The organism is Synechocystis sp. PCC 6803 substr. PCC-P (genome assembly GCF_000284455.1).
GTDB lineage: Bacteria > Cyanobacteriota > Cyanobacteriia > Cyanobacteriales > Microcystaceae > Synechocystis.
In genome coordinates this window covers 2525969-2549477 of record NC_017039.1, presented here as the reverse complement: position 1 = coordinate 2549477, position 23509 = coordinate 2525969, and the positions used below count along the sequence as shown (strand labels likewise).

Below are 23509 nucleotides of genomic sequence, written 5' to 3'. Positions count from 1 at the left end.
TTAGCTAATCAATTTCTGGACCTAGCACTTCCACTATGGGCTTTTCCGCCTCTTTTTCTAGAACTAAGGGAGCTTCTGTTTTCTCTTGCAAAGGCAACGGTTTTGCCTGACGTTGGGGTACTACAGCCTTTTCTAATTCCGGTAAGGCCACCAATTGCCGTTGTTTTTCCCGGACTTGATTGGGCAGTAACATCGGTAGAGGTTCATTTTCGTCCAACCAATAGGTGGCTACTGGCAGGGTATGTTCCAAATCCTCTAACAATCGGGGAATGATCATTACTGCGTGGAGTTCCCCAATGCGTTCTGCTTCCTGCATCCCCACCTCGATCGCCATGGCCACATTGGCCACCGTTCCCCGGACAATGGCGGTGCAAAGGCCATCTCCAATAATTTCGTAGGAAGCTAGCTGCACATCGGCGGATTTGAGCATGGCATCGGCGGCCCCCACCATAGCCGGAAAACCTCTGGTTTCCAATAGGCCAATGGATCGATTGCTCAAACGACTGTAACCCCGTTGCTGTTGAGCAAGTTCTACCAGATGACTACCGATGGGGAATACCGCCTGGAGGTTGGGCATGGGCCGGGGAATAACCAATTTCGACACTAACTGGCCAAACTGTTCTGCTGTTCTGGCCCCCTCTTCCACTGCTAGGCGCACATCGGCCACCTTGCCCCGTACCACTGCGGTACAGTAGCCACTGCCAATTTTTTCGTAGCCCACCAGGGTCACTTGGGAAGATTTCAGCATCATGTCTGCTGTCCCCACGATCGCCGGAAAGCTTCTGGTGGAGACTAACCCCAGGGCACTATCACTGGGTTGATGTTGATTTATTTGCTGATAACTGGGGCGCGGGGAACGGGCAATGGGGACGCTAGTCATTGTTGGGGAAGTCGGCACAACTGGAAAAGATCAGGGCCGCTGTGGCGATCGCCTTCTATGATAACCCACCGAGTTGGAAGCACCCAAACGGTATCTCGAACCAGGGTCAAGCAGAATGGAGTTTAGATCCTGTGCCGCGAAATTTGGGTTTCTATTCTAAATGGCTCCACTAAAACTCAAATGATAGGGGGGGGGTTTACCGAAGTTCCTTGCAAACTTCGGGGCAAAGGACATTTTAAAGGGACCTCTAGGGTTTAATCCACATTAGGGTTTGACCGTATTCCACCGGCTCCCCATTTTCCACCACAATCTCCATCACTTGCCCCGCCACTTCCGCTTCAATTTCATTCATTAACTTCATTGCTTCAATGATGCACACTCCCTGGCCTTTGCTGACTGCATCTCCCACTTCCACAAAGGGAGGCTCATCCGGGGCTGGGGCTCGGTAAAAAGTACCCACCATGGGGGAAACGATCGCCGTCCACTTTTGATCCGCTGGGGATGGGGCCGCAACTTCGGGGGAGGGAACTGAGGCAGAAACCACCGGGGCAGGCTGGGGGGCGATCGCCTGAGGGACAACGGAGATGCCGCCGGCCATACCATCCTTACGGACTGACACCTCAAAATCGCCGCTTTTTAGACTGAACTCCGTGATATTACTTTGGGAAATTACCCCCAACAATTCCCGCAGTTCCGTAAAGTTAATAGCCACGAATTACCCACCCCCCAATACAACAAAATACGATTAGTAAAGCTTGAGCTGACCAATGAGCCTACGGGTTAAAATCCATCTACCCAATTGATCAAGTTAAGCACAGCTTAGGCATTGTCCCGTCCTAGGTAGGAACCATCCCTGGTATCAACTTTAATCCTTTCTCCCTGGGCAATGAATAGGGGCACCATTACCTGGGCACCGGTTTCCAAAATGGCTGGCTTGGTGCCGCCAGTGGCCGTATCTCCCTTCACACCGGGGTCAGTTTCAACAATTTCCAGCACAACGCTGGTAGGCAATTCCACATCCAGAATGGTGCCATCCCAAGTGACAACGCTGACTTCCATCTCCTCTTTGATGAATTTGGCCTTGTCTCCCAGGGTATCGGGGGCAATGCTCACCTCTTCAAAGGTTTCCATATCCATAAAGACATATTGGTCCCCATCTTTATAGGTATGTTGCATCACTGATTTTTCGATGTTGGCCTGGGGCACCGTTTCCCCCGCCCGGAAAGTTTTTTCCACCACGTTGCCGGTTTGAACACTTTTGAGCTTGGTCCGCACAAAGGCGGAACCCTTGCCTGGTTTAACGTGGAGGAATTCCACCACCTTCCAGACTGCGCCGTCCATCACAATACTGGTACCTGTGCGAAAATCGTTACTGGATATCATGGAAGCCAAGGAAGACTCAAAAGTTCACCCAACATTCTACTAGGGGATGGGGGCGTTGAAGTGGGAAAATTTTGCTGTTGCCCCCTATGCTGGAGAACAAACCACAATCATTATGATGCAAATTATTAAAACTCCCCTGGGGATAATTACCCGACGGGGCCTGCAATTGAGCTTGTTGTCCTTGTTGCTAACCATGCTATCTCTGACATGGGCTATGCCGGGATGGAGCTTGCCTTTGAACCAGCCGATGCTGTTGGGTGCTTTGGCCCAGGGCAATGCCATTACGGATCCCAATGCCATTTTGCGCTACGCTCTGCCCATCGATAATCCAGAGGTGCGGCGCTTGCAGGACAGCTTGGAAGATATTTCTAACCACATCCGGGCTAAGCGTTGGCCGGCGATTAAAAAAGATGTGCGGGCGGCTAATCTGACCATCACCTTGAAGGAAGATAAGATTCTTGCTGGGGTACCGGCCGATCGCCAACCGGAGGCGGAAACTTTATTGGGCAGTATCAAAACCGATTTAACTGCCCTAACCGAAGCAGTAGAGGCTAAGGATAAAGAACAGGTGATTAGCTTCCGTAAATCAGCCCTGACGGCGATCGGGGATTTGGAAGCCCTGATGGTGACGGATTTCCCCTTTGCCATTCCTGAAGAATTTGCTAATCTTCCTCAACTCAAGGGCCGGGCCACGGTGGAAATGACCACCAATAAGGGTCCCCTGACCATTGTGGTGGATGGCTACAGCGCCCCCATTAACGCCGGTAACTTTGTGGATTTGGTGCAACGCAAATTCTATGACGGTTTACCTTTTATCCGTTCGGAAGATTTCTTTGTGACTCAAGCGGGGGATCCCCCAGGGCCAGAAGCGGGCTTTATTGACCCCCAAACCAAAGAATACCGGGCCATTCCCCTGGAAATTTTGGTCAAGGGAGAAGAGGGCCCCATCTATGGCATGACCTTGGAAGATGCCGGCATGTACTTACCGGAATTGGCCTTACCTTTCAATGCCTACGGGGCGATCGCCTTGGCTCGGCCGGAAACGGAACCCAATGGTGGTTCTTCCCAATTTTTCTTCTTTAAGTTTGATACCGAGCTAACTCCACCGGGGTTTAATTTGATGGATGGCCGTTATTCGGTCTTCGGTTATGTGGTGGACGGGAAAGAAACGTTGGAACAGTTGAGTGAAGGGGACAAAATTGTTTCCGCCAAAGTAATTAGCGGTGCAGACAATTTAGTTAACGGCAATAGTTGATAAATCAGTGAACCATTGTCAGAAACTTTATTAAGGGAGGTAAAAATACCTCTCTTTTCTTTATTTTTTGAGATTAATGTAGCCGTTAATCCCAGCCTGGGCCATGGATAAACCCTATCACGTTAAATTTTATTCCTACAATTTCCCCCTGCCTAAGCCAGTGGTAACAGCCCATGGCCATTGGCAACGGCGACGGGGCTTGATTGTGGAGTTAACCGACCAAAGGGGTAACAGGGGCCGAGGAGAAATTGCTCCCCTACCCTGGTTTGGCACGGAAGATTTAGCCAGCGCCACGGATTTTTGCCGCAGTTTAAAAGGTCGGATTACCCCCGCGCAAATTGAGAAAATTGGCGATCGCCTACCCTGTTGTGGGTTTGCCTTTGGCTCAGCGGAGTGGGAGTTAGAGAGCGGCAGTGTGATTGAAAATTCCCCCAACTCTCTCAGTTACTGTCAACTTTTGCCTACAGGGGAGGCCGCCCTGGATTATCTCGCCTCCAATCCCCAGTTGGGAGCTAGCACGTTTAAATGGAAAATTGGCGTCGGGGATTTTGCTGTAGAAAGGGATTTGTATGGGCAGTTATGGCGACGGTTACCGGAAGGCTGTCAAATTCGCCTCGATGCCAACGGCGGTTTGAGTGTGGACATCGCCCAACAATGGTTAACTCTCCTCGATCGCCAAAGGGAAAATTCTGGGCCCAAAATTCAATACCTGGAGCAACCCCTGCCTCCTGGGGAAATTGACGAGATGTTTCGACTGCAAGAAGATTTTGCTACCTCCATCGCCCTAGACGAAGCGGTATGCAGCTTAGCTCAACTCGCCCAACTCTACGATAAAGGTTGGTCCGGGCTTTACATCCTCAAAGCCGCCATCATGGGGAATCCTAGGGTACTGAACCATTGGTTAAAAACCCATCCCATCCCCGCCATTTTTTCCTCCGTGTTTGAAACGGCGATCGCCAGGGGTCAAGTGTTGGCCCTGGCCCAAAAGTGGAACTTACCAGACCATGCCGTTGGCTTTGCTCCCCTAAGGGAACCCATAACAGAGGCCACCCCGGACTCGGTATGATGGGGATCAGCGTTGTTTAATGCCCCCTTTAGATTGACTGTGAGTGATTCCCCCAAGCCCCAATTACCCCCAAGCCCCCAGGGAGACCATTGTCTAGTTCACCAACAGGAACTGGAAGCTGTGACCGAAAAGTGGTTTGAGATTATGGTCCGGGTACAACCCCACCACACTGATTACGGCGGCGTTGTTTGGCATGGCACCTACCTAACCTGGCTGGAAACCGCCCGAGTGGAATGTTTGCGGTCCATTGGAGTGGATTTTGCCGACTTGGTCAAGCTGGGTTGTGATTTACCTGTGGTGAGCCTGGCCCTACGGTACCACCGAGCCATCCGCTTGGGACAAACAGCAGTGATTAAAGTGCAAATGCAAGAAATTCAGAAAGTGCGGCTGGAATGGCAAAATCAAATTGTTTGTCTGGAAACCGGGGAACCCTGTGTAACTGGCAAAATTACCCTAGTGGCGATCGACCCTGCCAAGGGCAAAATTATGCGCCGTTTACCACCGGTGGTACAGGAACATTTACTAAAGCTGAGACAGTGATCTTTGATCCGCCATTGCAGTATTTACTACCTTGGGAAGGAGGGGAAATTTGTTTGTTGGCACTGACGAGAACTTTTAACTTTCCCTTTTCGCAACCATTACTTAAACAAAACTTCCATACCGTTCAGTTTGGGTCGGGGATTCCATGCCCTTGCCTTTGATGATGATTAATTACTCCCTACTCCTCTCCCTAGCTTTACCACCCATTGCGGGGGGAATTATTGGCTATTTCACCAACGATTTAGCCATCAAAATGCTCTTTCGTCCCTACAAACCTCTCTTTCTGGGCCCCTATCAACTCCCCTTTACTCCTGGATTAATTCCCCGCAACCAGGAACGACTGGCTAAGAGGGTTTCCGACACCATTATGGGTTCTTTGCTGACCCCGGAGGAGCTACAACGGCTGGCCCGTAAACTACTGCAACGGGAGCGGGTAGAGGGAGCTTTAGGATGGTTATTGCAATTGGCCCTAAAGCAAATTCGGGAAGATAAGCAACAAAAAACCGCCCAAATTCTCGCCAATATTTTACGAGATTTATTTAGTGAATCTTTACCCCGCCTATTAAAAGCCCTGGCTCGGCAGGATAATTTTCTCTCGGACCAGATTAACCGTATTTTTGACCAAATTTTGCTGGAATTTCGGCTGTCGGAATTACAATCCCGTCAGTTTGCTGATTGGTTACTGGGCACAGTGTTGCCGCCGGACACGATTCGTTTGGCGTTGGTGGACTTTTTGAGCGATCGCAATATCCAGGTGATTGATGAGGGTTTTCGAGAAAAAACCAGTGGCACCTATTGGGTGGTGGCCAATTTATTTGGGGTGCGTAATTCCCTCACCCGTTTGCGGGCTTTTTGCCTGGAGGAAAAGGAAACGGCCAATTTACGCTTGAAGGAATTATTGCTTTCCCTAGAAATTCGGAATCGCCTCAAGGACTGGCTACAGCAATTGTCCCTGGAAAATTTACCGGTTTCGACGGTGCGACAACTACGGCGGACCACAGGGGAAGTGGTGCGGACCTATATTCGGGAGCGGGGGGAACCATTGCTGAAGGATTTTGGTAGCTCGGTGGATTGGGATAATGTGGCGGTGCTCATTGTCAATCGGCTCCAGTCTTCCACAGCGGTAACCGGCTCCTTGGGCTTGGTAAGTGAGGAATTGGCCTCAATTTTGGAACGGTATTTGGAGGATGACCTAGAAAAAATTGTTAAGCAAATTATCCCCATCCTGGCCATTGACCAGGTGATTATCAACCGTATTAATGAAACCCCCGCCGCCGAGCTGGAAACCGCTGTCCAGGCCATTGTGCGCAGCGAACTCCAGGCCATTGTCAACTTGGGGGGAGTGCTAGGGTTGATTATTGGTGGTCTGCAGACTGGCTTTTTCCTGGTCAGCCGTGGTTTTTGATGGGAGTCCGACCCGATGCGATACCATGGTTGGCAGTGTCAGAGTTTAGATCGTTGTTTAGGTCATTTCCTCCGATCCTTTGGTCGCCCTTTTTACTGTTATTTTCCTTTGCCCAACTCAGCCTGTGTTAACTTCGCCCATGTCTGATGCCGCTGTTGTTGTTGAAGAACAGGCCGCTGTGCTAAAAACTTTGCCGGATTTTCCCCTGTCTAATCAGCGGTGTGCCAGCCAGTTACAGCAACGCCTTGATTTGCTATTACTGGCGATCGAGGCTTTGGATGTGGGCTCGGCGTCGAAAATGTTAGCCAGTGCGGAAAGTTTAGGTTTGCAATCCATCATTCCCCATGCTCTAGCCCTGTGGCGGTTACGCTGTACTAACCCCTGGCGACGTTCCTATAACCGCACCCTACTCACCCTAGACCAAGCTAAGGCCCTGACGGCGATCGCCCACTACCAGGCCAAGCCGTTAAATGTAACCATGCGGCAATTACTAATTGCGGAACGACAAATGCGAGCCAAACAGTTGCCAGTGGGCACCAATTTTTTACTGTCGGATTACCTAGACCAATTCCGTTCCCATTTTAGTAGCCGGATGAATCCCCGCCGGGCTAAAGTATCGGTGTTGTTGGCTTCGGAACCGGCCATGGACGATTTTGCCCTGGGTTTGCTTAACCAATTGATGTTTTGCACCGGCACCATTGGCATGGAACGTTTATGGATCAGCTTGTTTGACGGAGAAGTAGCTTGAATATTCAACGACCCTATCGCCTACCCAACTGTACCCTCACCCTGGAGGGCATGGCCAGCGGCACTGACCCCGGTTCTAGCAACGGGGATTTGCAAATCATTCTCAATGCCCGTTGTCAGTTTCTCAGTACCAATCAAAGTTTAGAGGGGGGGAGGGCTTTTCTGGAAGCCTTGGCCAAGGCGGTCAACAGTTACGCCCAGGGTTGTTTGAGTGGGATTCCCCACCCCGCAGAAACCAAGGGGGAAAATGGGGAATGGGCCGAGTTAATGCCCCTGCCGGATCAGGCCCTGCACCGTTTGGTGTGGCATCCGCCGGCCGATGAATCCTCCGAGGCGATCGCCGTTGACCTAAGCACTGTGGAACTTTTTGACCTAGTGGAAGCGGTGGATCAGTTTATTGGCGATCGGCATACCTTACCGGATTTTTCCCTTACCCTGGAGCCCCTGTCCCGCCGCCACCGACAATCGGATGAACCCTTTGTGCAACGGGCCATTCCTGCCAGCTTGGGAGCTTTGGGCTTAGCGGTTTTTGCCCTGGTGCTCTACTGGCTGCCCATCCCCGAAATTCGGGAGCCGGAAGGGAACCCCGGCAACCCCCCTAATTTGGTCCAGCCGGGTAATGGCAATCCCCCCAATGGCCCCACTCCTTAACAGATCTAGGAAAATAAGGCTTATCATTTGACATTAGTTAATAGGCAATTTCCAAAGTTACTGTGGCCTGCACTGTTTGGTCACCGCTAATAATGGGGGTGGGAGCAGACTCTGCCATGGGGGAGGCGGCCAGGGCGCCCCGAAAAAGGGGCATGGGTTGGTCCGGGCTAGGGTTAATGACAATACGGACAATGTTTTGAGGCGTTAGATTCAAACTGGACAACACCACCCGAGCTTGGGCTTGGGCATCGGCGGTGGCGGCTACTAGGGCCTTTTGCTCAGCCGCTTTGAGGGTTTCAGGAGTGGCAATAAAGCGGATACCATCGATGCGACTGGCCCCGGCCCGCACAGCTTCATCAAGGATTTTTCCCACTTGGTCGCTTGGGTACTGAAAACTGACGGTGTTACTGCCGATGTAACCTTCCAGTCTTCTTTCGTTATTGCTGTAAACATAATTGGGTTGGAGTTGGAGTCCTTGGGTTTGTAATTTATCCACCCTTTGACTGCGTAGATAGGCCACCAGACGGTTACTCCGTTCGGCGATCGCCGTTTGCACCTGGTCAGCGGTATCGGCTTGGACTTCCACTGTTAGCTGAGCCTCCGTTAGGGTGGTGGGGACAGACTCCGAAGCTTGGCCGGTGACAGTGAGCAATTGTTGCATTTCGTTAGCCCAGAGGGGAGAGGGGGGCAAGGTGGTGAGTATCGCACCGGACAAGAGCACGGATGCAGAAAATTTAGAAAGTTTTGATATGCCCATAGTTGGCCTCCTAGAAAAAAATTTTGGTCGCACCCTTCTTTTTGATGCTCAAAGGGAAAGTTCCAAATCCTCCAAATACCAATACTTTGGAGGGACTTAGCTGGAGTATGGAAGCTAACCCCTGCTCCATATTTGCAAGGTACAATGAAGGGTTGACAACAAGTTACCCACTCAATGCTATGGTTTGCACTAGATAGGGTTAATCTTAATTGACCGGCAGTCTCGGCAGCGGAAAAATTTTCGATGGTAGACAATAATCAAGCCCAGGCAATTCTTCGTCAGTACCAGGTAGGGGAACGCAATTTTCCCAACTTAGCCCTACGGCACATTGACCTCCATGGCTTCACCCTAGCAGGGGCGGATTTTAGCGGATCGGACTTCAGTGAAGCTAACCTGCGAGGAACGGATTTGCAAGGCTGTAAATTACAGGGATGCTATTTTAACAATGCAGATCTGTCGGGGGCGAATTTAGCTAAGGCGGACCTAAGGCAAGCATCTCTAATAAAAACTTTTTTGCTTAAAGTCAACCTCCAGGGAGCTCATTTAAACAATGCCCTTTGTGCCGGAGCTTTGTTAACCAGGGCTAATCTTGAAGATGCCTGTTTGCATGGAGCCTTGCTGACGGGGGCAGACTTAACCGGAGCAAAGTTAAGCAAGGCAAAATACAATCAACAAACCCAGTTTGATGCTGGCTTTAGACCGGAAAACTTTGGTCTGATTAAAGAAACAGGGAGCGCTACTCCTGATCCTCAAACTGAAGCTCAGACTCAATCCCCAGCGCCCCTACCCACTAGCTTGACGGTGGAAGACCTGTTGTTGACTTTTGAATATTTAGGTAATTTGGGTAATCATTATTTGGGCAGTACCATGGCTAGCCGTTATCTACAATCGGCCCGGCCCAAACAAGAATGGTTTGCCCAGTTTGAGGTGGATAAAAAGATCGTTAAACTTAACTATCAAGGGGCCAAGCAGGAACAGTTGACCCCAAAGCAAATTGAGTTGGCTCAACAATGGGCTCAGCAGTATGTCAAATCCTGCACAGTCATTTTTAAGACTTTTCCCACCATGATCGAAACCGATCAATGCGTTTTCGATGTTACTTAATATTTAGTATATTTAGTGACTCGCTCTTGGGAGCAGGATTTTTTCAGGGAGGAAAAAGAGCAATGGTTGTGTCAACTCCGATCGCCGCTGAGGAAAAGCCACCGATTCAGGCCAATGTGGTGGAAACTTGGGAAATTAGCAAAATCTACCGCACCGGCTTTTGGATGAATCAGAAGGTGGAGTCCCTTAAACCTTTGTCCATTGCCGTACAGCAAGGGGAAACCTTTGGTTTACTGGGTCCTAATGGAGCAGGTAAAACTACCCTGTTAAAAATTCTTTTGGGGGTAATTCGTGCCAGCGGTGGCCGGGGTACTCTACTAGGCAAACCCATCGGCGATCGCCAGACTAAACAACGGGTGGGCTACCTACCGGAAAATGCCTACTTTTATGACTTTTTAACCGCTTGGGAATTTTTGGATTACATCGGCAGTCTGTTTCAAATTGGGAAACAGGAACGACAACGGCGCATTCTGGCCATGTGTGACCTGGTGGGGTTAGCCCAAAAAACCGCCAAAAAGAAGCAATTGCGACAATATTCCAAAGGTATGTTGCAACGGGTGGGCATGGCCCAGGCATTGATTAACGATCCTGAAGTCGTTTTCCTCGATGAACCCATGTCCGGTTTGGACCCCCTGGGGCGCTACCAAGTGCGGGAAATTATTCTTTCCCTCAAGGAACAGGGCAAAACCATCTTTTTCAACTCCCACATTTTGGCGGACGTGGAACAAATTTGTGACCGCATTGCCATTTTGGCGCGGGGGGAATTGCTGTGCAGTGGTTCTTTGGCGGAAGTGTTAGGTAATGACGAAGGCTATGAAGTGGTGCTCAAGGGAGGAGAAGAAGAGGCGTTGGGTAAATATCTAGCCAATTTAAGTCAGGAACAGGATGTTTGGCACGGCCATTACCAAGGGGATGTCCAAGCTCTAGTGGATGCGTTACCCAGTCTTAATGCCCGTTTGATCAGCATGAACCTGGCCCGCCCTTCCCTGGAAGATTATTTCATCCGCCAACTGCGAGAACGGGGTATCACCACCAGCCAGTGAGCATTAAACGTCCGTTACTCCCCCATTTAAATCCAGGGCGATCGCCAAGCTCTAAGACCGGGAAACCGAACCTTACCTGACTTAGCACTCCACTGCCAAGAGTGCTAAAGTGCTTTATGGACTTGTCCGCCACCTTTGACGTTATTTGTAACTTTTTAGTCTATGTCTAAACTTATTTCCTTTAAGGATGAATCCAGACGCTCTTTGGAAGCGGGGATTAATGCCCTGGCTGATGCGGTGCGGATTACCCTCGGCCCCAAAGGTCGCAATGTTTTATTAGAAAAGCAGTACGGTGCTCCCCAGATTGTCAACGATGGCATCACCGTAGCCAAAGAAATTGAACTGTCCAACCCGGAAGAAAATGCTGGAGCTAAGCTAATCCAGGAAGTTGCTTCCAAAACCAAGGAAATTGCTGGGGATGGCACCACCACCGCCACTATTATTGCTCAAGCTTTAGTGCGGGAAGGTCTGCGCAACGTCGCCGCCGGTGCTAATCCCGTGGCTCTCCGTCGGGGCATCGAAAAAGTTACCACTTTCCTCGTTCAAGAAATTGAGGCTGTGGCTAAACCCGTGGAAGGTTCGGCGATCGCCCAAGTGGCCACCGTATCCTCCGGTAACGATCCCGAAGTTGGGGCCATGATTGCCGATGCCATGGACAAAGTCACCAAAGATGGCGTCATCACCGTGGAGGAGTCCAAATCCCTCAACACCGAATTGGAAGTGGTGGAAGGGATGCAGATCGACCGGGGCTATATTTCTCCCTACTTCATCACCGATAGCGATCGCCAGTTGGTGGAGTTTGATAATCCTTTAATCCTCATCACCGATAAAAAAATCAGTGCCATTGCGGAATTGGTTCCCGTACTGGAAGCTGTGGCCCGGGCCGGTCGTCCCCTGTTAATCATTGCGGAAGACATTGAAGGAGAAGCCCTTGCTACCCTAGTGGTCAATAAAGCCCGGGGTGTACTCAACGTGGCCGCCATTAAAGCCCCCGCCTTTGGCGATCGGCGTAAAGCTGTGTTGCAAGATATCGCTATCCTCACCGGTGGTAGCGTCATTTCCGAAGACATTGGCCTGAGCCTCGACACCGTCAGCTTGGATCAATTGGGCCAAGCCGTTAAAGCCACTTTGGAAAAAGACAACACCATCCTCGTCGCTGGGGCCGACAAACGGGCTTCCGCTGGAGTCAAAGAGCGGATTGAGCAGTTGCGGAAAGAATATGCTGCTTCTGATTCCGATTACGACAAAGAAAAAATCCAAGAGCGCATTGCCAAACTAGCCGGTGGTGTAGCTGTGATTAAAGTCGGGGCCGCAACGGAAACCGAACTCAAAGACCGCAAACTCCGCATTGAAGATGCCCTCAATGCCACCAAAGCCGCAGTGGAAGAAGGTATTGTTCCCGGTGGTGGTACAACCCTAATTCGTTTAGCGGGCAAAATTGAAAGCTTTAAAGCCCAACTCAGCAACGATGAAGAGCGGGTTGCCGCCGACATCATCGCCAAAGCCCTGGAAGCTCCCCTGCACCAGTTGGCCAGCAATGCTGGGGTAGAGGGTTCCGTCATTGTGGAAAAAGTTAAAGAAGCTACTGGCAATCAAGGTTACAACGTCATCACTGGCAAAATTGAAGACCTGATAGCCGCTGGCATCATCGACCCCGCTAAAGTGGTACGTTCTGCTCTGCAAAATGCCGCTTCCATTGCTGGGATGGTGTTGACCACTGAAGCTTTAGTAGTGGAAAAACCTGAACCTGCGGCTCCCGCTATGCCCGATATGGGTGGCATGGGCGGAATGGGTGGTATGGGCGGCATGGGCATGATGTAATCGTTCCATCCTTGCCATGATTGACTCATCAATCCATTGTTAATAATCTGAAGGCTTTGTCGCCTTTTGTCCCCTTTCCTTTACTAACTAGGAGGGGGATTTTTGTTGGCTTCAAAACAGTTAGAATTGTTCCAACCATCAATTTTCAGCAAAAAATGTGATTGGCCTTAGGTAACCCAGGGGAACTGCATAATGAACAGGGGAGCAAAAGTAAAGACCAACGGAGATAACCTAGCCTTATCAACTAGAGCAAAAAAGTTATTAACTAAATCCATTGATACTTTAGAAACAATTATTGACAACGATCAATGTTCTCCTCAGGAAAAAGCAACGATAGCCCTAAAAATCCTCGAAATGGCAGGGATTTTCACCGAATTTAAGCATCACTCAGTGGATAAATTAGTGGCTAAGGCTGAGGAAAAAATTAGGCGATTACAGTCACAGTATCCTCAAATAAACCTCAGCCTATCGGAACCGACATTACACCAGCAGTCAGAATCAATATTTTTGCCCGGTACCTACGGAGAAATTAAAAACTTCTTATCACCGGAAGAAAATCAAAAAATCATCACAGAGGCTATTGATAAAAAAGAAGAATACATTAAATCTAACACTACTACTAAAGCTAATCAATATCGCCAATCCTACGTGCTTTTTTCTCAAAAAATTCCTGCATTATCAGCTTTAATACGGGAACGAATCAAACAAAAGTTACCGGAATTACTGGGTCAACTAAACTTTTCTCCCTTTGAAGTTGCAGAAATAGAATTACAACTCACAGCCCATAATGATGGTTGTTATTATAGAATCCACAATGACGCAGGTAGTGAAAAAACAGCTAGCCGACAAATTACCTATGTCTATTATTTTTATCAAGAACCGAAAGCTTTTTCTGGGGGAGAATTAAGGCTCTACGACACGGAGCTTAAAAATAACACCATTACTACCCATCCGAAGTTTCAAACCATTACCCCCATCAATAATTCTATTATCTTTTTTAATAGCCGTTGTCGCCACGAAGTGATGTCTGTGGTTTGTCCTTCTAGGGAATTTGCCCATAGTCGCTTCACAGTCAACGGCTGGATCCGCAAAAAGATGAATTGACTGAATATATTTAGAAACTATTAACTAAAGGTTTGTTGTCGATCGCCGGAATGGTATTTACACAAAAACCTGTAACTGTTGGATCAACTGGGCGGCCTGTTGTACGCCTTCCATGCGGTGCACTGGTTGGCCCTGCTTGAATAACACCAAGGTCGGTAAAGACTGGATTTGGTATTGGGTGGCGATCGCCGGATATTTATCAGTGTCAATTTTCACCACTTGGATTTGTTGGCGTAGATGACTGCCCACTTGCTCCAGAATGGGGGCCATCATTTGGCAGGGGCCGCACCAGGTAGCGTAAAAGTCCACTAGCACCGGCTTGGGGGAACCGGCCAGCATTTCAGCAAAATTAGCAAACTGTTTTTTGACGGCCATGGTATTTTCCCTCGCAAAGATATTAATCCAGTTCTAACAATTATTGGGGGCGATCGCCTATGGTCGACTCAATGGTTTGATCAAAACGCTTTTGCAGGAAGTGAAAGACAAAGTAAATGCCCACCATGCCCACCACTGCTGCTAGGGCAAACCAACTGAATTGGGTCGTCCAGGCAATAATTTGCTCGATGGTGACCACCCGCCCCAAAAAGTAAGCCAAACTAACGGTGATGGCAGCCCAGACGGAGGCACCGCCGATGTTGTACAACAGGAATTTGCCGTAGGGCATGCGGACAATGCCGGCCATGGGCCCCGCAAAAATTCGTAACAGGGTAACAAAACGACCAAAAAACACTGCGGCCGCCCCATTCTGACTAAATTTATGCCGGGCTTGGTCTAGTTTTTCCTGGGGAATGTTGAACAGTTGGGCCGCCCTGGTTAGTAAGGGCCAACCGCCCCAGCGTCCCACCCAGTAACCACAACTGTCCCCCAACACGGCCCCGGCGATCGCCGCGATTAATACCCCGCCATAACTTAAATCTCCACTGCCGGCCAAAAAGCCCCCCAACAGGGTTATGGTTTCTCCAGGGATGGGAATGCCTGCATTTTCCAAGGCAATGCCAAAGAATACGGCTCCGTAACCATATTGGCGGGCCAATTCCTGCAATGTCTCTAGCGAAAAAAATTCCCAACCCATGGTGATACTTATTTAATAATTCTTAATACTCTGCTTATTTTCAGTGTAACGGATGGGAGTGTTGGATGTTGCCGAAGATTCTACTGCTCAGCAATGGGCACGGAGAGGATGCGATCGCCGTCAGTATTGGCCAGGCTTGGAGTGAGTTGGCGGGAATGGAGCCTGGGGAAATATTAGTGGGATTGCCCCTAGTGGGGGAAGGCAACAGTTATCGACGTTTAAATATTCTCTTGATTGGCCCGGTGAAAACCATGCCCTCCGGCGGCTTTAACAACATGGATGCCAGGGAATTATGGCGGGATGTTCAGGGAGGCTTATGGGGATTGACCAAAGCCCAGTTAGGCGGTTTGCAAAAATGGACGGCCCAGGGGGGGAAAGTTCTAGCGGTGGGGGACATAGTGCCCTTGGCCCTCGCTTGGTTGGGCCGAGGTGATTACGCCTTTGTGGGCACAGCCAAGTCGGAATATTATCTGCGCTCCCCCGCTGGGGCATGGTTACCTAGTACCCAAGCTTGGGAAAAATGGCTTGGTTGCGCTTACTATCCTTGGGAACGGTGGTTAATGACGAGGAAAAATTGCGTAGCAGTCTTTCCCCGCGATCGCCTCACCCATGAAAGTTTGTTAAACCAAGGTGTGGCCAGTTATGCCGTGGGCAATCCAATGATGGACGGTTTAAACCCGCAGGATTACAAGCCCCAAACGTTACAGCCAGGACAAAGTTTAACCATTACCCTTTTACCCGGTTCCCGATCACCGGAAATGGAACGCAATTGGGCCTTGATTGTGGAAAGTTTAACCAGTGTGTTAGCCCATTTTGCCGATGCTTCCATAACTTTCCTGGCGGCGATCGCCCCTTCCTTGCCCTTACCAACGTTGATGGCTGAACTGGAAACCCAAGGTTGGCAACCACTGGAAGATAATGCCGTGGAACTTTTGACCAACAAGGTTTCTTGCTTGATTAAAGGGCCCGTTTTCCAAAAAGATCATGCCCGGCTGGTTTTTAGCCAACAGCAGTTTGCCGATTGTTTGCACCATGCCCAAGCGGCGATCGCCATGGCCGGTACCGCCACAGAACAATTTGTCGGGTTGGGGAAACCAGTGATTAGTTTTCCCGGACAAGGCCCCCAATACAATCCCTATTTTGCGCGCCGTCAAACCTGGCTTTTGGGAGAATCCTTAATTTTGTTGAATAGTCCTGACCAAACTGGGGAAGCTTTACAACAAGTACTTCATGATGTTGAGCGACTAGAGGCGATCGCCTGTAATGGCCGGGAAAGGCTGGGACAAGCTGGAGCGGCCCGCCGCATTGCAGAGATTCTCAGGGAACAATGGTGTTAGGTTTTTACTAGAAAAATTTCAGCGCTAACGCCTACAAGTGAATCTGGCTAACCGTTGCCGACAAACTCCGCCACAAATACCAACTAGCCAGACTGCGATAGGGCTGCCAGTTTTTGCCGTATTCGGACACTTGCTTTGGATTAGGGCGATCGGGCAATTGATACAATTTTTGAATTGCAATCCGAATTCCTAAATCTTGATTAGGTAAAATATCCTGACGACGAAGACGAAATAGAAGAAATAGTTGCGCTGTCCAGGGACCAATTCCTTTAATAGCTGTTAACTGTTCAACGATGGCCCGGTCACCCCAGGTTTCTAATTCAGGTAAAGAAGGAAAATTATTTTGTAAGGCGATCGCCCAAGTTTTTAAATAGCGAGTTTTATAACGGGAAATACCTAGTTCCCTCAATAATTCTGGGTCCACATTAGCTAAGGTTTGTGCGGTCCATCCTTTGGGTTGCCCATAGTCCAAAAATCTTTGGAATAACATTTGCGCCGTATTAGTATAGTAGTTTCAAATAAAGCTGAGACGCTAAACGCCACAGTAAGAACGGATAATTTCATCAAGAGACGTGTCAATAGGAGCGTACATTCTAGCTCGTTTCAAGGCACTAAAGTCATGCTCAATATCATTTAAATCAGGAGAATATTTCGGCAAAAAAAGAACTTCATGACCTGCTTCTTTAGCCAATTCTTTAATGGCAGTTTTACGATGAATAGGAGCATTATCCATTATTAATATTGATGGAATGTCGAGGGAGGGTAGCAAATATAATTTTAACCATCCTTCAAAGCCTTCTGCATTCAAACTCCCGGTAAAAACCATCGGCGCAATCAAATCTTTTTTTCCTTTTCTTCTCCCTGCTACTAGATTTTCTCTGACTCCCCTTTTTCCTTGTCTATCTCCATAAACTTTTTTTCCTTTTTTTGACCAGGCATAAATACAAGCCTGGATTGCTTCGAATCCAGATTCATCTATGTAAACTATAGCTTGACTACCATAGAGCTTAATTAGTTCTCTTAACATTCTATAGTACTTAACTCGTTCCTCCCGGTTTCTTTCTCGATAACGTAGTTCTTTTTTTTTTCTGTTTATTTTCATTTTCTTTAATGCGTAATATACGGCACTCGGCCTCACTCCAAATTTCTTGGCTCTGTCTATCAATCTTGCATCGGGATTTTCTTCTACGTCTTTTTTTAGAGCTTCCCAGTCTAATTTCCTATGGCGACGCTCTACTTTTATTGGGCTTAAATCTACTCTATTTAACCATCTGTATATCGAGGCTTTTCCTATTTTATATATCTTGGAAGCCTCAGTTATTTTTCCTCCAGCTTCTATATAAGCTACTACCCTTTGCCTTAAATCTAAACTGTAAGCCATTGTTTAAACCTGTTCATTTTGTACACTCCATAATTTTACATTAAATTCTCTCATCGTTAATTGAAATGACTATATTGATTTGTTGACCGATAATCCCCCAGGCGATCGCCTCCAAGAGAGTGGTGCGGGGTGGATGATGGGTTAATGAACAAACTTCTAACCCAGTAATTAAAGTACCAAGTCGGTCATCCTGGGATTGTAAATATTCAATTCCTTGATTGAGATCAAAATCATATAAAGTTTTTATCATCAATAATTGTTGAGCAGATGGGACCTTTTAATCTGAAATGATGGGGAGTAAAATCAGTTTTCAACATCCATGTTTACTCCAGTAAAATTTTAATTTATTAAAGCTAAATTGCTTCAGTGGGCATCTACCTTTTTCCTCTTTATACTTTATCCAAATTAATCTAAGCTTCGCGATAGGCACGGATAATGGCTTGGGAACCCTGGTCTTCTCCCCCCAATAATTGAACCGATGTAAACAAGCTTTCTGCCAACGTAACCCCTGGTAATGGGCCATTTTCAGCGGCTTCCCGGACGAGGCGCAGATCCTTAAGAAGATGTTTGACCATAAAGCCTGGGGCAAAATCAGCCTCCGACATTTTCGGTGCTAAATTAGTCAAGGCCCAGGAACCCGCCGCCCCACTGCCACAAGTATCAATTACTAACTCTGGGGCAATCCCCAACTGCTCAGAAAGTTGTATAGCTTCCGCAGCGGCGATCGCATGGATGCCACAAAGTACCTGATTACAAAGCTTAACAGCTTGACCACTGCCACTGGGACCACAGTGGACTATTTTTTCTCCTATGGATTTGAGGACGGGTAAAGCTTCTTCAAAATCCGAAATATCACCCCCCACCATAATCGTTAACGTACCGTTGATTGCGCCAACGTCACCTCCTGTTACCGGCGCATCCAAAAAGCGTAAACCCTGGAGTTTTAAATTTGTAGCTAGTTCATAAGCCGCAGTTTTACCAATGGTACTGCAATCAATTATTAAGGCTTGGGGTTTAGCGTATTCAGCAATCCCTCCCGAACCTAAAATAAGCTGTTGAACATCTTTTTCATCTCCAACACAGGTGAGAATAATATCTGCATTTGCCGCCGCCACCGCAATGCTAGTAACAACTTTAACCCCTGCCTTTGCTGCTTCCTGGACAGAAGGACGCTCTAGGGTGCGGTTATAACCAACTGTTTGATAACCATTTTTAACTAGGTTTTGAGCCATAGGACTGCCCATAACTCCTAAACCGAAAACTGCAATTTTGGAAACGTTCATAATAATTCTAGGCGCTTGGAGCAATAAGAATGATATATAGAGAAAACTAAAAGATTACATTCTAGCATGTCAATAAAAAATAGTAATTCACTTCTCTGACTTATCTTTTATTTCTTTTTTTTTATTTGAGATTAATTTTGGAACATAAAAATCAAGAAAATCAGTAATATTTAATATTTTTTGCTGTTCCTTTTATATTCAAGAATAATTTAAAGATTATCGCACCTAAATTTTCGTTTTTGGGCAATTATTCTGATCTGAGGGCGGGTCAATTTTAGGCAAACCCGTCATAGCCGAGCAAATGGCGATCGCCTAGCTAACTGCCATGTCATCGCAATCAGTGCCAGGAGAATGTCAGAATAGGGGCAACTTGTTTTCCTTGCCCTGAAACCATGTCAACCCAGCTTGATAACATCACTTCCGCGGAAACTGCCCCCGATTATTTGGACGAAGTGCCCGATGACGTGGAAATGTCTTTGTTTGATCACCTCGACGAACTCAGAACTCGTATTTTTCTGTCTTTGGGGGCGGTCTTGGTCGGGGTAGTGGCCTGCTTTATTTTCGTTAAACCCTTGGTGCAATGGCTTCAAGTCCCGGCAGGCACAGTTAAATTTCTGCAGCTCTCCCCAGGGGAATTCTTTTTCGTTTCCGTCAAAGTAGCAGGCTACAGCGGCATTCTGGTGATGAGCCCCTTTATCCTCTACCAAATTATTCAATTCGTTCTACCCGGTCTAACCCGTCGGGAACGCCGATTACTGGGACCGGTGGTGCTAGGCTCCAGTGTACTTTTTTTTGCTGGACTGGGCTTTGCTTACTATGCTCTCATCCCCGCCGCACTCAAGTTTTTTGTCAGCTACGGAGCGGATGTGGTGGAGCAACTCTGGTCGATTGATAAATATTTTGAGTTTGTGCTGTTGTTGATGTTTAGCACCGGGCTAGCTTTTCAAATTCCGATTATTCAAGTGGTTCTCGGCTTTTTGGGCATCGTTTCCTCCGAACAAATGCTCAAGGGCTGGCGCTTTGTCATTTTGGGGGCGATGGTGCTGGGGGCAATTCTCACCCCTTCCACGGACCCCCTGACCCAGTCCCTTCTAGCTGGGGCAGTGCTGGGGCTTTACTTTGGCGGGATCGGTTGCGTGCGCTTACTGGGTAAATAGTCCCCAATCCTTTATCATTTGAAGTACGTTGCTTAACATTACGAAACATTAAGATGGCATCCTCCGTTGCAATTAGGGAACTTCCTCTTTTTCCACTGCCTGAAGTTGTGCTTTTCCCTGGGCGACCCCTGCCCTTGCACATTTTCGAGTACCGCTATCGGATGATGATGAACACCATCTTGGAAGACGATCGCCGTTTTGGGGTGTTGATGATTGATCCCAGCACAGGGGAAATTTCCGACGTGGGTTGCTGTGCAGAAGTATTGCGCTACCAAAGGTTACCCGATGACCGGATGAAGGTTTTAACTCTGGGGCAACAACGGTTTCGGGTGCTGGAATATGTGCGGGAAAAGCCCTACCGAGTCGGTCTAGTGGAATGGATTGACGACAAATACACGGGGCAGGATCTCCATGGCTTGGCCAAGGAAGTTGATCGCCTGTTGCATGACGTAGTTAGCCTGTCGGCCAAGTTGACGGATCAGAACTTGGAATTACCCGATGATTTGCCCGTGTTGCCGGTGGAATTGTCCTATTGGGTCGCAGGCAATCTTTATGGCGTTGCCAGTGAACAACAAAGTTTGTTGGAATTGCAGGACACTGCTGAAAGATTACAAAGGGAAGCGGAAATTCTCATGTCCACCCGCAACCACCTCGCCGCCCGCACCGCCTTGAAAGATGTTTTAGGCACAGAAGAATAGAACGCAAGAAAAAAGCCCTGTTCCGAAGAATCAGGGCCTTGCTGACCATACTAAATTGGTTGGAGAAGGGAATTTTTATAGTTGGGGAATTAACTGTTCCTTGACGGGAACCTCGGCGTATTCCGCCACAATTTGCCGAAATTCTTCCCCATCAATGGTTTCTTTCTCAATTAAAAGATCCACCAGGCGATCAACCACTTCCCGTTGTTCTTGGACGATTTTGCGAGCCATTTGGTGACCCTGTTCAGCCAATTGCCGTACTTGGGCATCAATGCGGGTGGCTACTTCTTCGGAGTATTCAGAACGGTTCATCAAGCCACCACCCAGGAATACTTCCCCACCTGAACTCTCCAGGGAAATGGGACCAAGGTTGCTCATGCCAAAACGAGTTACCATCTGGCGAGCCATCTCAGTTACCTGTTGTAGGTCACCACCAGCCCCAGTGGTTACTTCGTCATCGCCAAAAACTTCCTCTTCAGCGGCTCGACCGCCCATTGCTCCAGCAATACGGGCCATCAGTTGGGCTTTGGTGGTTAAACCCTGTTCTTCGTTGGGAGTGAACCAGGTCAAACCTTGGGCTTGGCCCCGAGGAATAAGGGTGACTTTTTGCACGGGATCATGGTCTTTTAACAATGTGCCCACAATGGCGTGGCCTACTTCGTGATAAGCAATTAGCCGCTTACTTTTGCTGTCCACCAAGGGGGTGCCTTCCATACCAGCTACCACCCGGTCCACGGCATCATCAATTTCCAACAGAGTGATAGCGGATTTACGACGGCGGGCGGTGAGAATGGCGGCTTCATTCAATAAATTGGCCAAGTCAGCCCCACTAAAACCGGGAGTACGGCGGGCAATGGAGTCGATGGAAACTTCCGGTGCTAACTTTTTATTGCGGGCGTGGACTTCTAAAATTTCCTTACGACCAGAGTAGTCAGGGGCATCCACCATCACTTGGCGATCGAAACGACCGGGACGCATCAAGGCAGAATCTAGCACGTCAGGGCGGTTAGTGGCGGCAATGATAATAATGCCCGTATTGCCTTCAAAACCGTCCATCTCGGTTAGTAGCTGGTTGAGGGTTTGTTCCCGTTCATCGTTACCACCACCGATACCAGCACCCCGTTGACGACCCACGGCATCAATCTCATCAATGAAGATCAAACAGGGGGCATTCTCTTTGGCTTTTTTAAACAAGTCCCGCACCCGGGAGGCACCAACGCCGACAAACATTTCTACGAACTCGGAACCAGAAATGCTGAAGAAAGGAACTCCGGCTTCCCCGGCGATCGCCTTGGCGAGGAGAGTTTTACCGGTACCGGGAGGGCCCACTAAGAGTACTCCTTTGGGAATCTTGGCCCCCACTGCAGTAAAGCGTTCGGGCTGTTTAAGGAAAGTTACCACCTCTTGCAATTCTTCCTTGGCTTCGTCAATACCGGCCACATCATCGAACATGACACCGGTTTTGGCATCCATTTGGAAGCGAGCTTTGGATTTACCAAAGTTCATGGCTTGGCCGGGGCCCCCAGGCATGTTGCTGGAACGGCGGAAGAGAAAAAAGAGGGAAGCAATCAAAAGCACGGGGAAAATCAAGTTGCCCACAAAACCCCAAACCATGCCATTGTTGCGGACAGGGTGGGAATCAAGGCGAATGTTGGAGTCCCGTAAACGGGCAATCAATTCCGGGGCATTGGTGGGGAGGTCAACCCGGGAACGGAGGGTCCGGTCTACTTCTGGGTCGCTAACTTGCACGATCGCCGTGCGGCCATTTTCATATAAATCCACACTGGTGATGCGGCCAGCATCCACATATTCGAGGAAGCGACCATAGGTCATGCGGGTGTTGGCAGTGTTGGAACCGAGGTTGGCATCTGCCCCTCCAAAGCTCCCCTGCCAGAAGAAAAAGCCGACTACCAACAGGGGTAGGGACCAAAGTAGGGCAGTTCTCCAGGAAAATTTCATATGTTAGCTCACTTTAAAAGTTAAGACGGTCGTAGGATTTAGTGTAATCGGTTAACTGTGGAACGGAGACTGGACTCCGTCATGGAGGATTAGCTCCCCGACGCCGTGGAATTGATTAATTTTGTTGACAACGGAGTTTTGTAACAAAATCTTAACTAAATGTAACGTAATTCTCATAATTACGACAACCCCCTCGCCCCGGGAGGATCACCGCAAAATATTCACCATAACGAATTTGCTAGTTTGAAAGGTAATCGTTTAAGGGACACTGCCATGGGTCAAACCATCACTCCGCCTCCCCTCACCCTGGAGGAATTTTCCTGTTTACCGGAAGGGGAAGTTAACTACGAATTGCAAGACGGAACGGCGATCGCCAAAATGTCACCAAAAAGAATCCATTCCAGTCTCCAAAGAACGTTACTCTTTCTCCTGTCTGATTGGGGAAATAGCCAAGATTGTCCCTTGCCTGGCGAAGCCTATCCCGAATGGGGCATTTGTCTGCAAAAGGATGGGCAAGATTGGGCCCCGGTGCCTGATGTTACCTACATTTCTGACCAAAAATTGACTCCCTTCGCCCTGGAAAATGACTTTTGCCCTGTGGCCCCGGAATTGGTAGTGGAAATTATTTCCCCCGATCAATCCTTTGAAGCTATGACCCAAAAGGCTTTGGATTATCTGGCTGCCGGAGTAGAAAGGGTCTGGATTATTGGCGATCGCCATCGTAGTTTGACTATTTTTGCCCCCGACCGCCCGCCCCTTACCTATCAAGGAGACCAACTGGTGGAGGATGATTTATTGCCCCAGTTAAGCTTTACGGTTAATGAATTATTTGCTAAAGCTAAAGTCTAAGGCGGGAAAGTCACCCC

At 48.6% G+C, this 23509-nt stretch carries 25 protein-coding genes; 14 read left to right on the top strand and 11 right to left on the bottom strand.

What is annotated here, in order from left to right; translation table 11 throughout:
- Window positions 1–4: 4 nt before the first annotated feature.
- The 3 genes from SYNPCCP_RS11915 to efp all read right to left on the bottom strand — a co-directional run bounded on the left by SYNPCCP_RS11915 (window position 5) and on the right by efp (window position 2263).
- Window positions 5–898, bottom strand: a complete 894-nt coding sequence (locus SYNPCCP_RS11915) for a BMC domain-containing protein (RefSeq protein WP_010873479.1) — start codon at window positions 896–898, stop codon at window positions 5–7.
- A 229-nt stretch (window positions 899–1127) separates the two neighbouring features.
- A complete protein-coding gene (accB, locus tag SYNPCCP_RS11910) occupies window positions 1128–1592 on the bottom strand; it encodes an acetyl-CoA carboxylase biotin carboxyl carrier protein (RefSeq protein ID WP_010873478.1) in 465 nt (154 codons plus the stop codon).
- A gap of 107 nt (window positions 1593–1699) precedes the next feature.
- Complete coding sequence (gene efp / locus SYNPCCP_RS11905; RefSeq protein ID WP_010873477.1) at window positions 1700–2263, bottom strand: elongation factor P; 564 nt, start codon at window positions 2261–2263, stop codon at window positions 1700–1702.
- A gap of 46 nt (window positions 2264–2309) precedes the next feature.
- On the opposite strand from efp, the gene SYNPCCP_RS11900 reads away from it, so the two are divergent.
- The 6 genes from SYNPCCP_RS11900 (at window position 2310) to SYNPCCP_RS11875 (ending at window position 7927) form a co-directional block, all read left to right on the top strand.
- Window positions 2310–3518, top strand: a complete 1209-nt coding sequence (locus tag SYNPCCP_RS11900; RefSeq protein WP_010873476.1) for a peptidylprolyl isomerase — start codon at window positions 2310–2312, stop codon at window positions 3516–3518.
- Window positions 3519–3621: 103 nt separating this feature from the next.
- A complete protein-coding gene (gene menC / locus SYNPCCP_RS11895) occupies window positions 3622–4584 on the top strand; it encodes an o-succinylbenzoate synthase (protein ID WP_010873475.1) in 963 nt (320 codons plus the stop codon).
- A 39-nt stretch (window positions 4585–4623) separates the two neighbouring features.
- Window positions 4624–5124, top strand: coding sequence for a thioesterase family protein (locus SYNPCCP_RS11890; RefSeq protein WP_010873474.1), 501 nt, complete (start codon window positions 4624–4626; stop codon window positions 5122–5124).
- A 145-nt stretch (window positions 5125–5269) separates the two neighbouring features.
- Window positions 5270–6529: a DUF445 domain-containing protein gene (locus SYNPCCP_RS11885; RefSeq protein ID WP_010873473.1), complete on the top strand. Its 1260-nt coding sequence runs from the start codon at window positions 5270–5272 to the stop codon at window positions 6527–6529.
- A gap of 139 nt (window positions 6530–6668) precedes the next feature.
- Complete coding sequence (locus tag SYNPCCP_RS11880) at window positions 6669–7277, top strand: DUF3038 domain-containing protein (protein ID WP_020862156.1); 609 nt, start codon at window positions 6669–6671, stop codon at window positions 7275–7277.
- Window positions 7274–7927, top strand: a complete 654-nt coding sequence (locus SYNPCCP_RS11875; RefSeq protein ID WP_020862157.1) for a DUF4335 domain-containing protein — start codon at window positions 7274–7276, stop codon at window positions 7925–7927. Before SYNPCCP_RS11880 ends, SYNPCCP_RS11875 begins: the two co-directional genes overlap by 4 nt.
- 37 nt (window positions 7928–7964) lie before the next feature.
- Here SYNPCCP_RS11875 and SYNPCCP_RS11870 read toward each other — a convergent pair whose 3' ends face one another.
- Complete coding sequence (locus SYNPCCP_RS11870) at window positions 7965–8648, bottom strand: SIMPL domain-containing protein (RefSeq protein ID WP_223211282.1); 684 nt, start codon at window positions 8646–8648, stop codon at window positions 7965–7967.
- A 279-nt stretch (window positions 8649–8927) separates the two neighbouring features.
- Between SYNPCCP_RS11870 and SYNPCCP_RS11865 the strand changes: the two genes are divergently transcribed.
- From SYNPCCP_RS11865 to SYNPCCP_RS11850, 4 genes are all read left to right on the top strand, one after another.
- Window positions 8928–9788, top strand: coding sequence for a pentapeptide repeat-containing protein (locus SYNPCCP_RS11865; protein WP_010873468.1), 861 nt, complete (start codon window positions 8928–8930; stop codon window positions 9786–9788).
- The gene (locus SYNPCCP_RS11860; protein ID WP_010873467.1) at window positions 9767–10831 is read left to right on the top strand and encodes an ABC transporter ATP-binding protein; all 1065 of its coding nucleotides are present in this window, start codon (window positions 9767–9769) and stop codon (window positions 10829–10831) included. Before SYNPCCP_RS11865 ends, SYNPCCP_RS11860 begins: the two co-directional genes overlap by 22 nt.
- Window positions 10832–10993: 162 nt before the next feature.
- On the top strand, window positions 10994–12652 hold the full coding sequence (gene groL / locus SYNPCCP_RS11855) for a chaperonin GroEL (protein ID WP_010873466.1): 1659 nt from the start codon (window positions 10994–10996) through the stop codon (window positions 12650–12652).
- A 192-nt stretch (window positions 12653–12844) separates the two neighbouring features.
- Complete coding sequence (locus SYNPCCP_RS11850; RefSeq protein WP_010873465.1) at window positions 12845–13756, top strand: 2OG-Fe(II) oxygenase; 912 nt, start codon at window positions 12845–12847, stop codon at window positions 13754–13756.
- A gap of 57 nt (window positions 13757–13813) precedes the next feature.
- Here the strand turns inward: SYNPCCP_RS11850 and trxA are convergent, their stop codons facing one another.
- Window positions 13814–14131, bottom strand: a complete 318-nt coding sequence (gene trxA, locus SYNPCCP_RS11845; protein ID WP_010873464.1) for a thioredoxin — start codon at window positions 14129–14131, stop codon at window positions 13814–13816.
- Window positions 14132–14171: 40 nt separating this feature from the next.
- Window positions 14172–14828: a DedA family protein gene (locus SYNPCCP_RS11840; protein WP_010873463.1), complete on the bottom strand. Its 657-nt coding sequence runs from the start codon at window positions 14826–14828 to the stop codon at window positions 14172–14174.
- A 65-nt stretch (window positions 14829–14893) separates the two neighbouring features.
- Here SYNPCCP_RS11840 and SYNPCCP_RS11835 point away from each other — a divergent pair, with 65 nt between their 5' ends.
- Window positions 14894–16165, top strand: a complete 1272-nt coding sequence (locus SYNPCCP_RS11835; protein WP_010873462.1) for a lipid-A-disaccharide synthase-related protein — start codon at window positions 14894–14896, stop codon at window positions 16163–16165.
- A 31-nt stretch (window positions 16166–16196) separates the two neighbouring features.
- Here SYNPCCP_RS11835 and SYNPCCP_RS11830 read toward each other — a convergent pair whose 3' ends face one another.
- The 4 genes from SYNPCCP_RS11830 to SYNPCCP_RS11815 all read right to left on the bottom strand — a co-directional run bounded on the left by SYNPCCP_RS11830 (window position 16197) and on the right by SYNPCCP_RS11815 (window position 18829).
- Window positions 16197–16655, bottom strand: coding sequence for a DNA-3-methyladenine glycosylase (locus SYNPCCP_RS11830; protein WP_010873461.1), 459 nt, complete (start codon window positions 16653–16655; stop codon window positions 16197–16199).
- A gap of 42 nt (window positions 16656–16697) precedes the next feature.
- The gene (locus tag SYNPCCP_RS16985; protein WP_010873460.1) at window positions 16698–17546 is read right to left on the bottom strand and encodes an IS630-like element ISTcSa family transposase; all 849 of its coding nucleotides are present in this window, start codon (window positions 17544–17546) and stop codon (window positions 16698–16700) included.
- 40 nt (window positions 17547–17586) lie between these two features.
- Window positions 17587–17796, bottom strand: coding sequence for a hypothetical protein (locus SYNPCCP_RS11820; protein WP_020862160.1), 210 nt, complete (start codon window positions 17794–17796; stop codon window positions 17587–17589).
- Window positions 17797–17956: 160 nt separating this feature from the next.
- Window positions 17957–18829 (bottom strand): NAD(P)-dependent oxidoreductase, encoded by an 873-nt coding sequence (locus SYNPCCP_RS11815; RefSeq protein ID WP_010873459.1) that lies wholly within the window; start codon window positions 18827–18829, stop codon window positions 17957–17959.
- Between the two features lie 392 nt (window positions 18830–19221).
- Here SYNPCCP_RS11815 and tatC point away from each other — a divergent pair, with 392 nt between their 5' ends.
- Window positions 19222–19986, top strand: coding sequence for a twin-arginine translocase subunit TatC (gene tatC / locus SYNPCCP_RS11810; RefSeq protein ID WP_010873458.1), 765 nt, complete (start codon window positions 19222–19224; stop codon window positions 19984–19986).
- A gap of 53 nt (window positions 19987–20039) precedes the next feature.
- On the top strand, window positions 20040–20684 hold the full coding sequence (locus tag SYNPCCP_RS11805) for an LON peptidase substrate-binding domain-containing protein (RefSeq protein ID WP_010873457.1): 645 nt from the start codon (window positions 20040–20042) through the stop codon (window positions 20682–20684).
- Between the two features lie 75 nt (window positions 20685–20759).
- On the opposite strand, the gene ftsH2 is transcribed toward SYNPCCP_RS11805, so the two are convergent.
- Window positions 20760–22643 (bottom strand): ATP-dependent zinc metalloprotease FtsH2, encoded by a 1884-nt coding sequence (ftsH2, locus tag SYNPCCP_RS11800; RefSeq protein ID WP_010873456.1) that lies wholly within the window; start codon window positions 22641–22643, stop codon window positions 20760–20762.
- 273 nt (window positions 22644–22916) lie between these two features.
- On the opposite strand from ftsH2, the gene SYNPCCP_RS11795 reads away from it, so the two are divergent.
- Window positions 22917–23492, top strand: coding sequence for a Uma2 family endonuclease (locus tag SYNPCCP_RS11795; protein ID WP_010873455.1), 576 nt, complete (start codon window positions 22917–22919; stop codon window positions 23490–23492).
- Window positions 23493–23509: the final 17 nt, after the last annotated feature.